This window comes from Micromonospora sp. R77 (assembly GCF_022747945.1).
Lineage (GTDB): Bacteria > Actinomycetota > Actinomycetes > Mycobacteriales > Micromonosporaceae > Micromonospora.
Window position 1 is genome coordinate 4713571 of the sequence record NZ_JALDST010000001.1, and the last position, 12659, is coordinate 4726229.

Sequence of the window (12659 nt, forward strand, 5' to 3'; positions counted from 1 at the left end):
CTGGAGAAGAGGAGAACCGGTGAGACAACCTCAGTTCGGTCGGGTCATGACGGCAGTCGTCGCGCTGGCAGCGGCCGCCGCGCTCACCGCGTGCGGTGGTTCCGATTCCGGCAGCGGTGCGGACGGGGACGCCCGCGACGCGCCCGGCGCGGAGGTGCTGGAGAAAGCCACCGGGAAGACGACCATCGAGTTCTGGCACGGGATGAAGGGCGCCAACGCCGCCGCGATCGACAAGCTGGTCGCCGACTTCAACGCCCAGAGCGGGGGCAAGGTCGAGGTCAAGGCCATCTACCAGGGCAACTACGACGAGACGGTGGCCAAGTACAAGGCCTCGGTGCAGCAGAAGAACACTCCCGCGCTGGTGCAGGTCTACGACATCGGCTCCCGCTTCATGGTCGACTCCAAGCAGACCGTGCCGATGTACAAGTTCATCGAGAAGGACGGGTTCAACGCCGGCGACATCGAGCCGAACATCGCCAACTACTACTCCATCGACGGCAAGCTCCAGTCGATGCCGTTCAACACCTCCACCCCGCTGCTGTACCTGAACAAGGAGGCCTTCGTCCGGGCCGGTCTCGACCCGACGAAGCCACCGAGGACCCTGGACGAGATCGGCGAGCTGGCGAAGAAGCTGACCGTGAAGGACGCCGGCGGCAAGACCGTCCAGTACGGCTTCGGCGCCGCCATCTACGGCTGGCTGCTGGAGCAGCTGATCGCCACCGACGGCAAGGAGTACTGCGACAACGGCAACGGGCGCAAGGGCCTGGCCACCAAGGTGCAGTTCGACCAGGAGACCGGCATCCGGGTCGCCCAGTGGTGGGTGGACCTGGTCAAGGGTGGTTACGCGACGAACACCGGCCGCAAGACCGACGACGCCCAGGCCGCGTTCAAGGCGGGCACGGTGGCGATGCACCTGGAGTCCACCGGTGCCATGCGCGGCTACGTCGACGCGGCCAAGGGCAAGTTCACCGTCCTCACCGCGCCGTACCCGAAGGCGAGCAGCTCCGCCACCGGCGGTCCGATCATCGGTGGCGCCTCGCTGTGGATCGACGGCGTCGGGCACAGCACCCAGGAGAAGCGGGCCGCCTGGGAGTTCGTGAAGTTCGCGGTGAGCCCGGCCCAGCAGGCCAAGTGGCACACCGGCACCGGCTACGTTCCGGTCAACGCCAAGGCGCTCGACGAGCAGATCGACAAGGACTGGGTGGCGCAGTACCCGCAGTTCCGCACCGCCGTGGACCAGCTGCACGCGCTGCCGCCGTCGGTCGCGTCGGCCGGCTGCCTGCTCGGCGTGATGCCGCAGGCCCGCAAGGCGTCCGAGGACGGCCTGGAGGCGGCGATCGTCGGCAGCAAGCCGGTCGGCCAGGCCATGAAGGACGCTGCGGCGAGCGTGCAGGGGCCCATCGACAGCTACAACAAGTCGGTCAGCTGACCCGGGGGCACCTCGCAGGAGGGCCGGTTCCGTCGACATCGGGGCCGGCCCTCGCTGCTGTCGTGGCGGCGCCGGCCGGCCTCGGCCCGCCGCGCCAGGGCCCGTCGTCGGTGTCAGGAACCTGCCGGGGCCACCAGCCCGGACTCGTAGGCGAGCACCACGAGTTGGGCGCGGTCGCGGGCGTGGAGCTTGGTCATGGCCCGGTTGATGTGGGTCTTCGCCGTCAGCGGGCTGATCACCAGGCGATCGGCGATCTCGTCGTTGGACAGGCCCCGCGCCACCAGGGCGACGGCCTCGCGCTCGCGGACGGTCAGGCCGTCCATCCGCGTGGCGCTGTCGCTGGCCAGGGGCTGGGTGACGTACCGGTCGATCAGCCGGCGGGTGATCGACGGCGCGAGCAGGGCGTCACCACGGGCGGCGACGCGTACGGCGTGCAGGAAGTCCTCCGGGTGGATGTCCTTGACGAGGAACCCCGCCGCCCCGGCGCGGAGCGCGTGGAAGACGTACTCGTCCAGGCCGTAGTTCGTCAGGATGACGACGTGTACCCGGGCCAGGTCCGGTCGGCGGCGATAGCGTGGCGCAGAGAGCCGAGTGAGGGGGAGGGCCGGTGCGCCTCACCTTGGACGTATTCCTCGCCGACGTGCCCGCGGAGCAGGTCGACGAGGCGCGGGACTTCTACCGGACGAGGGTCGCGGGCCGTGGCCCCGCCACCGTGGCGGAGCTGGCGGAGGCGCGGGCGAAGCGGTCCGCTCCGCCGGCCGCCGATCCGCCCGCCGTCGAGGAGACGGTCGGGACAGCGGGCGTACCGGTCCGCATCCTCGTGCCCACCGACGGCCCGCCGCGCGGCGTCCACCTGGACATCCACGGCGGCGGCTTCTATCTGGACTGTGCCGCGCGCGGGGACCGGCGCAACCGCGAGTTCGCCGACGCGTCGCGGCTCGCGGTGGTCAGCGTCGACTACCGGCTCGCGCCCGAGCATCCCTGGCCGGCCGCCCCCGACGACTGCGAGGCGGTGGCGCGCTGGCTGGTCGCCGAGGCCGAGGCCCGCTTCGGTACGTCCCGACTCACGATCGGCGGGACCTCGGCCGGCGCGACCCTCGCCCTGGTGACCCTGCTCCGGCTGCGGGACCGGGGTGCCGTCGACCGGTTCACCGGTGCCGCCCTCCTCTTCGGCACCTACGACCTGAGCGCCCGCACCCCGGCCGGTCGCCGGATCGCCGACGAGTACTTCATCCAGGCGTACGCCGGCCACGTCGCGGACCGGACGGTGCCCGACATCTCCCCGGTCTACGGCGACCTCTCCGGTCTTCCCCCGACGCTGCTGGTCGTGGGGAGCGCGGACGTGTTGCTGGAGGACAACCTGGCGCTGGCCGGGCGGCTCACCGCCGCCGGCAACGACGTCGAGGTGCGGGTCTATCCGGAGGCGCCGCACGGCTTCACGGGTCACCCGACGGCACTGGCCCGGACGGCGCTGGACGGTGTCGACTCCTGGCTGGCCGACCGGATCACGCGACCGTAGCGGTGCCGTCGCGCCGGCCGCCGCCTCAGCCGACCTGGGCGGCTGCCGAACGCCCGGCGACGCGACCGGAGTAGAGGCAGCCACCGAGGAAGGTGCCTTCGAGCGCGTTGTAGCCCATCATCCCGCCGCCGCCGAAGCCGTTGACCTCGCCGGCCGCGTAGAGGCCGGGCAGGACCGACCCGTCGCCGGTGCGGCAGCGTCCGTCGAGGTCGGTCTCCAGGCCGCCGAGGGTCTTGCGGGACAGGATGTTGAGCCGTACGGCGATGAGCGGCCCCGCAGACGGGTCCAGCAGCCGGTGCGGGGACGCGGTCCGGATGAGCCGGTCACCCCGGTAGGTGCGGGCGGAGCGGATCGCCATCACCTGGGCGTCCTTGGTGAAGGTGTTGTCCAGCTGCCGGTCGCGTTCCTCGATGAGGGTGCGGACGGCCGCCGCGTCCAGGGCGGGCGCGTCGTCGTCGGCGATCTTGTTCATCCCGGCCACCAGTTCCTCCACGGTGCCGGCCACCACGAAGTCCTCGCCGTGCCGCTTGAACGCCTCCACCGGTCCCGGCGCACCCGACTTCACCCGGGACAGCAGCAGCTTGAGGTCCCTGCCGGTCAGGTCCGGGTTCTGCTCGGACCCGGAGAGGGCGAACTCCTTCTCGATGATCTTCTGGGTCAGCACGAACCAGGAGTAGTCGTAGCCGGTGGCGCGCAGGTGGCGCAGCGTGCCGAGGGTGTCGAAGCCGGGGAAGTAGGGCGCGGGCAGCCGGTTGCCGGCGGCGTCCAGCCACAGCGAGGACGGTCCGGGCAGGATCCGGATGCCATGGTTGTCCCAGATCGGGGCCCAGTTGCGGAGGCCCTCGACGTAGTGCCACATCCGGTCCGGGTGGATCAGGTTGGCGCCGGCCTCCTGGGCGATGGCCAGCATCCGGCCGTCGACGTGCGCCGGAACCCCGGAGACCATCCGTCGGGGCGGCGTGCCGAGACGCGCGGGCCACGCCTTGCGTACGAGATCGTGGTTGCCGCCGATGCCGCCGCTGGTGACGATGACCGCCTGCGCCCGGTGGGTGAACTCACCGACGGCGACCCGGCTGCTGGGCCGGCCCCGCTCGACGGTCGTCGGCTCCAGCACGGTGCCGTGCACCCCCACCACGGCACCGGACTCCACCACCAGCCCGTCGACCCGGTGCCGGAAGGCGAAGGTGACCCGGCCGGCGTCGGCGTGGGCGCGGACCCGCCGTTCGAAGGGGGCGACCACGCCGGGGCCGGTGCCCCAGGTGATGTGGAACCGGGGTACGGAGTTGCCGTGCCCGTTCGCCCGCCCGTCGCCGCGCTCGGCCCACCCGACGACCGGGAAGATCCGGTGGCCCATGCCGTGCAGCCAGGAGCGCTTCTCACCGGCGGCGAAGTCCAGGTACGCCTCGGCCCAGGCGCGCGGCCAGCGGTCGTCCTCCCGGTCGAACTGCGCGGAGCCGAACCAGTCCTGCCGGGCCAGGTCGAGGGAGTCCCGGACGCCGAGACGGCGCTGCTCGGGGCTGTCGACCAGGAAGAGGCCGCCTAGGCTCCAGAAGGCCTGGCCACCGAGGTTCTGCTCGCCCTCCTGGTCCACCAGCAGGACGCGGCGGCCGGCATCGGCGACCTCGGCGGCGGCGACCAGTCCGGCGATCCCGGCACCCACGATGATGACGTCGGCCTTCATGTCGGCAAGCCTGCGTCGGCGGTCGCCGGGGCCGCAACGAAGATCGTCGGCGGGGACAAGCCGGTTACTCACTCGGTGACAACGCGCTGCCCGGTCCGGCGACGAGGAGGGCGGCCTCCAGCACGAGCCGGTCCCAGGCGTCGCGCGCGTCGCGGCCGGTCAGGTCGCGCAGCCGGCGCAGCCGGTAGCGCATGGTCTGCGGGTGCACCCCGAGCAGCTCGGCGGCCCGGCTGGCCGAGCCGGTGGCGAGGTAGGCGTCCAGTCCCTCGGTCAGGTGGGTGAGCCCGCCGGCCTGCGCCCCGCCCAGCACCAGCGCGGCGAGCCGCTGCGGGTCGGCGTCGGCATGGCGGGTGAGCAGGCCCACCACGTGCGCGTCGGCCTCCGCCAGCAGTGGCCGGTCCGGCCGGAACGCCCGGGTCGGGGCGTGCCGGAGCAGGTTGGCGCCCAGCCGGAACCGGGACGGGAGCTGGGTGACGGTGAGGTCCGCCAGCCGGCAGCCGCGCCACCGCCGCCGGGCCAGGCCGGCGGTGTCGAGCTGCTGGCCGGTGGCGAGCAGCGCGATGCCCAGGCCGTCGCGTACCCGCAGCGGGATCGTGGCGGCGGCCGGCGGTGCGGGCAGGAAGGCGTCGAGCGCCTCCAGGGTCACCTCGGTGTGCGGGTCGGCCGGGCACAGCAGCACCATCGTCAGCCGGTCGGTGAGGGTGACCCCCAGCTCGCGGGCGCGGTCCGCGAGCCCGGTCCGGGTGACCTGCCGGCCGACCAGGAGGTCGTCGACCAGATCTCCCAGGGCGTGGGCGCGGTCGCCGCTGACCCGGGCGGTGGCGGTGGCGTACCCCTCGTAGATGGCTTCGGAGAGCGCGTCGATGCACGCCATCCAGAGCCGCGCCAGGTCCATCATGTCGGCGACCGCCAGGCGGTCCGCGCCGATCTGCTCGACCCGGGACGTCACCTCCTGCCCGGCGAGGCGGTAGGCGCGCAGCACCGCCGGCAGGGGGCGTCCGTCCAGGGCCCGCGCGGCGCCGATGCCCCGGAACCGGCGCAGGTCGTCCGGCGAGAGTTCACCGCCGGCCACCCAGAGGTCGAGCACCCGGCCGGTGCCCCACGAGGCGATGGCGCGCACCTCGTCCAGCTGGCCGGGCGACAGGGCGGCGTACGCGGGGATCCGCGCGGTGATGGTCGCGACGACGCTCTCGGCGATCTCGGCCTGCCGCTCCATGACCTCGGACCGCACCTGGCCGCGCAGCTGAGCACCAGCCATCAAGGCACCTCACGGGGCGTCCGCGGTCTTGTCAGTGGCTGACAACTCTAGTGCGGGCGAAGAAGAACCGACGGACGTCGGCGCGGAACAGGTTCGCCAGGACCCAGGCCCCGAGCCCGACGAAGAGCAGCGCCGGCAGGCCGAGGAAGAGACCGAAGTCGAACGCCGCGTAGAGGACGACGCCGACGGCCAGCTCCGCGAGCAGCGCGAGGAACCAGCCGGCGGTCCAGCCGTGCCGGACCGCCTTCGCCGCGACCGCCAGCACGGCCGGGGTGACGATCAGCGAGCCGAGGAGTACGGCGAGGTCGGTGCCCGACTCGTCGTCGAGCGGGCCACGGGTGCTCATGAGGGGCAGGAGCAGCAGCAGGACCAGCAGGCCGACCAGCAGCAGCCAGGTCTGCGTCAGCAGGAAGACGCGGGTCTGGTCGACGATCGGCGGTAGCGGAGGGCGCTTCACGAGGGCCCACTGTAGTGCGGCGCAGGCCGTCGGGGCGTCCCCACGGCCGGTGCCGGGACCAGGAGGCGGCGCGGGATTTCCCTCGACTTCGGGAATCGGACAGCGGCCGGGGTGGTCGGTGACCGCGCGAGCCAGGTCCGGCGAGGTATCTTCCCGGCGTCAGGCCGGCGCCGAGCGCCGCATCCGGGAGTCGGGACACCAGACCGCGTCGGAGGAGACCATGGGCACCACCCCCCGCGCCGAGCCGAACCTCCTCGGCTTCCGCGTCAACCACCGCACCATGCGCGCCGACACCCGTCGGCTGGCCGAGCTGCTGGACCGGGTGGCCGGCGGCGAGCTCACGTACGACCGCCGCCGGGCGACCGCGCTGCGCACGTATCTGGGGCTGCTCTGCGACGGCATCCACCATCACCACCAGACCGAGGACGACGTCCTGTGGCCGGTGCTGGAGCGTTCGGCGGGCGGGGAGGTCGACCTGCGGGACCTCAGTGCCGACCACGCGGCGCTCGACCCGGTGCTGGACGAGGTACGGGCCGGCGCGGACGAGCTCGTCGCCGTCCTCGCCTCCGGCGCCCCGGACCAGGGGCGGGCACGTACGGTCGCGGGCCGGCTCGCCGCGACCCTCGCCCGGCTGAGCGACTTCCTGGACACGCACATCGAGCAGGAGGAGCGGTTGCTCTTCCCGGTGATCCGACGGCACGTCAGCGTGGCCGACTGGAACAGCGTGGAGCGGGCCGTCCGCCGGGGCGGCTCGATCCGTTTCGAGCTGCCCCGGCTCGAACGCTACGCCGAGCCGGCGGAGCTGGCCGAGCTGCGCGCCATCGCCGGCCCGGTGCTGCGGGTGCTGCTCGCGGTGATGCGACCGGGCTTCCGCCGCCGGGAGGCCGCCGTCTTCGGCGACTGACGACCTCCACCGGTCAGCTCGTCTCGACGGCGCACACCCGCGGGGCGGGCGCGGCGTCCACTGTGCTCGGGGCGCACCGGGAGGAGATGGGGTCGTAGGCTCGGGCGCATGATTCCGGATCTCCGCGCGGAGGACGAGGCAGCGGTACGGGCGAGCATCACGCTGGTCGAGCGGATACGCCCGGAGGACCTCGAACGGCCGACGCCCTGCGCCGGCTGGGACCTGGCCGCCCTGCTGGCTCACATGACGGCGCAGCACCGCGGGTTCGCCGCCTCGGCCGGTGGCCACGGCGCATCCCTGGACGAGTGGCGGGTCCGCCCGCTCGGTGGCAGCTTCGCGGCGGACTACGCCGAGGCCGGCGAGCAGGTCATCGCCGCCTTCGCGGCGGACGACGTGCTCGATCGGCGATGCGCGCTCCCCGAGTTCGGTGCCGGGGTGCGGGTGCCGGGTCGGCAGGCGGTCAGCTTCCACTTCATCGACTACGTGGTGCACGGCTGGGATGTCGCCCGCTCCCTCGCGCTGCCGTTCGGGCTGCCGGCGGAGCTGCTGCGGGCCGCGCTCGCCGTCGCCGAAGCCATCCCCGACGACGACCGTCGGCTCGCGCCCGGCGCTGCCTTCGCCCCCCGGCTGCCCACCTCCGACGACCGCGACCCACTGGATCGGATACTGGCGCTGGTGGGCCGCTCCCCGTCGTGGCCGGAGCACTAGCCGGCGGATCACCGGCGGGTGCGCTGGATCAGCACGACGCAGGCCAGCACCGCCACCGCCGCCACGATGGACGCCGGGGTGACGGTCTCGCCGAGCAGCAGCGCCGACCAGGCCAGGGTGAGCACCGGCTGGGCGAGCTGTAGCTGGCCCACCAGCGCGATGCCGCCCCGGGCGAGCCCGGCGTACCAGGCGAAGAAGCCGAGGAACATCGAGACCACGGTGAGGTAGCCGAACGCCGACCAGGCCACGGCGTCCGCGTGCGGGGGACGGGCGACGGCGGCCAGCGCCGTGACGGGGAGGGTGGCGGGCAGCGAGAGCAGCAACGCCCAGCAGATGGTCCGGGCGCCGCCCAGCTCGCGGGCGAGCGCGCCGCCCTCGGCGTACCCCAGGCCGCAGAGCACCACCGCGACGACCAGGAACAGGTCGGCCAGGGAGAGCGCGCCGTGGACCAGGCCGCCGACGGCGAGGAAGGTGAGCACCGACAGCAGGCCGGCGGCGGTGGCGAGCCAGAACAGCAGCGGCGGACGCTCGTCGGTGCGCAGCACCGCGAATACCGCCGTCATGGCGGGCAGCACGGTGACGACGACGGCGCCGTGCGCCGAGGTCTGCGTGGTCAGGGCGAGCGACGTGAAGAGCGGGAAGCCGACGACGACGCCGAGCGCGACGACCGACAGGCGTCGCCACTGCGCGGGTGTGGGGCGCGGCGCACCGGTGAGCCGCAGGTACGCCCACCCGAGCAGCGCCGCGCCGACCGCCCGCCCGAAGGCGACGAACCACGGGTCCAGCTGCTGCACCGCGACGCGGGTGGCCGGCAGCGACATGCTGAAGGCGAGCACCCCCAGCGCGCCGAGGGCGAGGCCGGCGGCCGGCCGGGCCGTTACCGTCTCCGGACGAGTAGCGCTACTCTTGACCGTCATGGGTGATGGTAACGCCGCCGATCCGGTCGTCCAAGAGCTACGGCGTCTGGTCGGTGCCGCCGCGCCGGGCGCGCGGCTGCCCTCGGTACGCGAGCTGACCGCCCGCCACCATGCCTCCCCGGTGACCGTCGCCGCCGCGATGCGGCAGCTCGTCGCGGAAGGGCTGATCGAGACGCGGTCGGGCCGGGGGACGTTCGTGGCGGCCCGGCCGGCCGCCCGGCGTACCCCGGACCTGTCCTGGCAGACGGTCGCCCTGGGCCCGCGCCGACCCGGCGAGGAGGAGATGCAGGCGCTACTGGCGTTACCGCCTTCGGGGGCGATTCCGCTCTCCGGGGGTTACCTGGACCCGGACCTCCAGCCCGCCGCCGCGCTCGGTGCGGCCTTGGCCCGCGCCGCCCGGCAACCCGCCTCCTGGCAGCGCGGGCCGGTCGAGGGCGCGCGGACCTGCGCGCCTGGTTCGCCCGCGACACCGCCACCGGGCTGCGCCCCGACGACCTGGTGATCTGCCCGGGCGGGCAGGCCGCGCTCTCGTCGGCGCTGCGCGCGCTGACCACGCCCGGCGACACCCTGCTCGTGGAGTCCCCGACCTACCTGGGTGCCCTGGCCGCCGCCCACGCGGCCGGCCTGCAGCCGGTGCCGGTGCCCGCCGACGCCGACGGCGTACGTCCCGACCAGCTCGCCGCCGCGTTCGCCCGCACCGGCGCCCGGGTGTTCTACTGCCAGCCGCTGCACGCCAATCCGCACGGCGCGACGCTCACCGCCCACCGCCGGGCCGAGGTCGCCGCAGCGGTCCGCGACGCCGGGGCGTTCCTGATCGAGGACGACTACGCCCGGGACCTGACCATCGACGGCGAACCGCCGCCCCGCTGGTCGCCGACGACCCCGACGGGCACGTCGTCTACCTGCGTTCGCTGACCAAGTCCGCCGCGCCGGGCCTGCGGATCGCCGCGCTCGGTGCCCGCGGACCGGCCGGCGCCTGGCTGCGCGCGGCCCGGTTGCTCGACGACCTCTTCGTCGCCGGTCCGTTGCAGCAGGCCACGCTGGAGTTCGTCAGCGCGCCCGCCTGGGCCCGGCACCGGCGCACCCTGCGCACCGAGTTGCGCGCCCGGCGTGAGGCGCTGCTGTCCGCGCTGGCGCGGCACCTGCCGGCGCTGGTCCCGCCGACGGTCCCGCGCGGCGGCCTGCACCTGTGGGTGGGGCTCCCCGACGGCACCGACGACGTCGCGCTGACCGCCGCCGCGGCGGCGGAGGGAGTCGTCGTCTTCCCCGGCCGCCCGTGGTACGCCGCCGAGGCCCCGGCCCCGCACCTGCGCCTCACCTACGCCGCGGCCCCACCGCACCTGATGGACGAGGCGGTCCGCCGGCTGGCCGTCGCACTCGACCGGCCGTGACGGCGCGCGGGCGGTAGCGGCGCGAAAAAAAAAGAGGGAACAATCGCCCCCTCCATTTTCAAGGTATAGCGCACCCCGGGTCTTGCGGCAAGACCCCGGTCGTGCCGCAGAATCCCCTGCCGAGGGCCGGGACCTGCAGAAATGGAAGACACGAATGCGATTGTCATGCGCGGCGCGGAAAGTCGGTAAACCGTTGGTGCGGATCGGCCGGAGGTGGACGTGAGCCCTCTGACCCGCAGCGCCTTCGACCTTCCCGACCGGCTCGCGCACAAGGCCGACCCGGCACTGATCGCCGTCGACGAGCGGCACTTCGCGGCCCTCGCGGCGAGCCTGGAGCAGGTGCTCGCCGACCTGTCCGACCGGCTCGACGCCGTACGCCGGGCGCCCGGCGGGAAGGGCCGACAGGCGGTCGAGCGGGACCTGGAGGTCCGCCGGCTGGAGGCTCGCCTGCGCACGCTGGGGCGCTTCGGCCTGGACCTGTGCATCGGCCGCCTGGTCCGCACCGACGACCCCGAGCCGGTGTACGTCGGGCGACGGGGCCTCACCGACAGCGCGGGCCGCCGGCTGCTGCTGGACTGGCGGTCCCCGGCGGCGGAGCCGTTCTTCGGCGCGACCCACGCCAACCCGATGGGCCTGGCCAGCCGCCGCAGGTACCGCTGGAGCAGCGGCCGGATCAGCGACTACTGGGACGAGGTGTTCACCCCGGACGGGTGGGCGGGGCACGCCGCACTCGACGACCAGTCCGCCTTCATCGCCAGCCTCGGCACCAACCGGTCGGCCCGGATGCGGGACGTGCTCGGCACCATCCAGGCCGACCAGGACGCCATCATCCGGGCCGGCTCGCGCGGCACCCTCGTCGTCGACGGTGGACCGGGCACCGGGAAGACCGTCGTCGCCCTGCACCGCACCGCCTACCTGCGCTATGCCGACCCTCATCTCGGTCGGCGCCGGGGCGGGGTGCTCTTCGTCGGCCCGCACCAGCCCTACCTGGCGTACGTCTCCGACGTGCTGCCCGGCCTCGGCGAGGAGGACGTGCAGACCTGCACCCTGCGCGACCTCGTCCCCGAGGGGGCCGGGGCGCCGGTCGAAGCCGACCCGGACGTGGCCCGCCTCAAGTCGACCGCGGCGATGGTCGGCGCGATCGAGACCGCCGTCCGGTTCTATGAGGAGCCGCCCACCCGGGGGATGACGGTCAGCACCGGCGACGCCGACCTCCGGCTGAGCGCCGACGACTGGGCCGAGGCGTTCGAGGCCGGCGCCGGCGTCCCACACAACGAGGCGCGCGAGGAGATCTGGGCGGAACTGCTCACCATCCTGCTGGAGCGGTACGACGGCGACGAGCCGGAGGGCCTGGTCCGCGAATCCCTGCGGCAGAACCGGGAACTGCGGGGCACCCTGCACCGGGCCTGGCCGCTGCTGGAGGCCACCGACCTGGTCGGCGACCTCTGGTCGGTGCCCGCCTATCTGCGCAGGTGCGCGCCCTGGCTCGACGCGGACGAGATCCGGCGGCTGCAGCGCGAGGACCCGCACGCCTGGACGGTGTCCGACCTGCCGCTGCTGGACGCGGCGCGGCAGCGGCTCGGCGACCCGGAGGCGTCCCGGCGTCACCGCCAGCACGACGCCGCGCTCGCCGTGGAACGCCAGCGGCGGGCCACCGTCGTCGACGAGCTGATCGAGGCGCACACGTACGACGACGGGGAGGGGGTGCTGTCGAGCCTGCGCCAACTGGACCTCCAGGACGCGCTGATCGACGAATCCGGGCTGCCCGGCGACGAGCCGGACCGGCTCGCCGGCCCGTTCGCGCACGTCGTCGTGGACGAGGCCCAGGAACTGACCGACGCCGAGTGGCAGATGCTGCTGCTGCGCTGCCCGTCCCGGAGCTTCACGGTGGTCGGGGACCGCGCCCAGGCCCGGCACGGCTTCACCGAGTCGTGGCCGGAACGGCTGACCCGGGTCGGGCTCGACCGGATCACCGTGGCCACGCTGGGCGTCAACTACCGGACGCCGCGGGAGGTGATGGCGGAGGCCGAACCGGTGATCCGGGCGGTGCTGCCGGACGCCAACGTGCCGACCTCCATCCGCAGCACGGGGGTGCCCGTCGCCTCCGGGTCGGTCGCCGAGCTGGGGTCGGTGCTCGACGGGTGGCTCGCCGCGCACGCCGAGGGGATCGCCTGCGTCATCGGCGATCCCACGTTCGCCGGGACGTCCCGGGTCCGGTCGCTGACCCCGGAGCTGTCCAAGGGGCTCGAGTTCGACCTGGTCGTCCTCGTCGAACCGGACGGCTTCGGCGCCGGCATCGAAGGTGCGGTCGACCGCTATGTCGCGATGACCCGGGCGACCCGGCAACTCGTCGTCCTCACCCGCCCCTGACCCGCGTACGCGAAAGGGGGTGCCG

At 73.9% G+C, this 12659-nt stretch carries 9 protein-coding genes and 2 pseudogenes; 6 read left to right on the forward strand and 5 right to left on the reverse strand.

Going from position 1 to position 12659, the window contains the following annotated elements; all coding sequences use genetic code 11:
• Positions 1 to 19: 19 nt before the first annotated feature.
• Positions 20 to 1429 carry an ABC transporter substrate-binding protein gene (locus MRQ36_RS22240; protein ID WP_242798305.1) on the forward strand — a complete coding sequence of 470 codons (1410 nt, stop codon included), beginning with the start codon at positions 20 to 22 and terminating at the stop codon, positions 1427 to 1429.
• Positions 1430 to 1542: 113 nt separating this feature from the next.
• Here the strand turns inward: MRQ36_RS22240 and MRQ36_RS22245 are convergent.
• A pseudogene (locus MRQ36_RS22245) lies at positions 1543 to 1989 on the reverse strand (LuxR C-terminal-related transcriptional regulator); the annotation flags it as partial.
• 47 nt (positions 1990 to 2036) lie between these two features.
• Between MRQ36_RS22245 and MRQ36_RS22250 the strand changes: the two are divergent.
• Entirely contained in the window at positions 2037 to 2948 is a 912-nt protein-coding gene (locus MRQ36_RS22250) for an alpha/beta hydrolase (protein ID WP_242798307.1), read from the forward strand.
• Between the two features lie 25 nt (positions 2949 to 2973).
• Here the strand turns inward: MRQ36_RS22250 and MRQ36_RS22255 are convergent, their stop codons facing one another.
• From MRQ36_RS22255 to MRQ36_RS22265, 3 genes are all read right to left on the reverse strand, one after another.
• Positions 2974 to 4629: an FAD-binding dehydrogenase gene (locus tag MRQ36_RS22255; protein WP_242798309.1), complete on the reverse strand. Its 1656-nt coding sequence runs from the start codon at positions 4627 to 4629 to the stop codon at positions 2974 to 2976.
• A 64-nt stretch (positions 4630 to 4693) separates the two neighbouring features.
• Complete coding sequence (locus tag MRQ36_RS22260) at positions 4694 to 5887, reverse strand: helix-turn-helix domain-containing protein (protein ID WP_242798311.1); 1194 nt, start codon at positions 5885 to 5887, stop codon at positions 4694 to 4696.
• Positions 5888 to 5918: 31 nt separating this feature from the next.
• The gene (locus MRQ36_RS22265) at positions 5919 to 6344 is read right to left on the reverse strand and encodes a hypothetical protein (RefSeq protein WP_242798314.1); all 426 of its coding nucleotides are present in this window, start codon (positions 6342 to 6344) and stop codon (positions 5919 to 5921) included.
• 220 nt (positions 6345 to 6564) lie between these two features.
• Here MRQ36_RS22265 and MRQ36_RS22270 point away from each other — a divergent pair, with 220 nt between their 5' ends.
• Both MRQ36_RS22270 and MRQ36_RS22275 read left to right on the forward strand, forming a co-directional pair.
• Positions 6565 to 7248: a hemerythrin domain-containing protein gene (locus tag MRQ36_RS22270; protein WP_242798316.1), complete on the forward strand. Its 684-nt coding sequence runs from the start codon at positions 6565 to 6567 to the stop codon at positions 7246 to 7248.
• 108 nt (positions 7249 to 7356) lie between these two features.
• Entirely contained in the window at positions 7357 to 7956 is a 600-nt protein-coding gene (locus MRQ36_RS22275) for a TIGR03086 family metal-binding protein (RefSeq protein WP_242798318.1), read from the forward strand.
• Positions 7957 to 7964: 8 nt separating this feature from the next.
• On the opposite strand, the gene MRQ36_RS22280 is transcribed toward MRQ36_RS22275, so the two are convergent.
• A complete protein-coding gene (locus MRQ36_RS22280; RefSeq protein WP_242798320.1) occupies positions 7965 to 8873 on the reverse strand; it encodes a DMT family transporter in 909 nt (302 codons plus the stop codon).
• On the opposite strand from MRQ36_RS22280, the pseudogene MRQ36_RS34525 reads away from it, so the two are divergent.
• Together MRQ36_RS34525 and helR are read left to right on the forward strand one after the other, a co-directional pair.
• A pseudogene (locus tag MRQ36_RS34525) lies at positions 8872 to 10264 on the forward strand (PLP-dependent aminotransferase family protein). The gene MRQ36_RS22280 and the pseudogene MRQ36_RS34525 overlap by 2 nt on opposite strands.
• 219 nt (positions 10265 to 10483) lie before the next feature.
• Positions 10484 to 12634 (forward strand): RNA polymerase recycling motor ATPase HelR, encoded by a 2151-nt coding sequence (gene helR, locus MRQ36_RS22300; RefSeq protein ID WP_374250573.1) that lies wholly within the window; start codon positions 10484 to 10486, stop codon positions 12632 to 12634.
• Positions 12635 to 12659 lie beyond the last annotated feature (25 nt).

Bases quoted from the DNA above. Each gene is read 5' to 3' on its own strand.
- MRQ36_RS22255 (WP_242798309.1), bottom strand. From the start codon at position 4,629: ATGAAGGCCGACGTCATCATCGTGGGTGCCGGGATCGCCGGACTGGTC.
- MRQ36_RS22260 (WP_242798311.1), bottom strand. From the start codon at position 5,887: ATGGCTGGTGCTCAGCTGCGCGGCCAGGTGCGGTCCGAGGTCATGGAG.
- MRQ36_RS22270 (WP_242798316.1), top strand. From the start codon at position 6,565: ATGGGCACCACCCCCCGCGCCGAGCCGAACCTCCTCGGCTTCCGCGTC.
- MRQ36_RS22275 (WP_242798318.1), top strand. From the start codon at position 7,357: ATGATTCCGGATCTCCGCGCGGAGGACGAGGCAGCGGTACGGGCGAGC.
- MRQ36_RS22280 (WP_242798320.1), bottom strand. From the start codon at position 8,873: ATGACGGTCAAGAGTAGCGCTACTCGTCCGGAGACGGTAACGGCCCGG.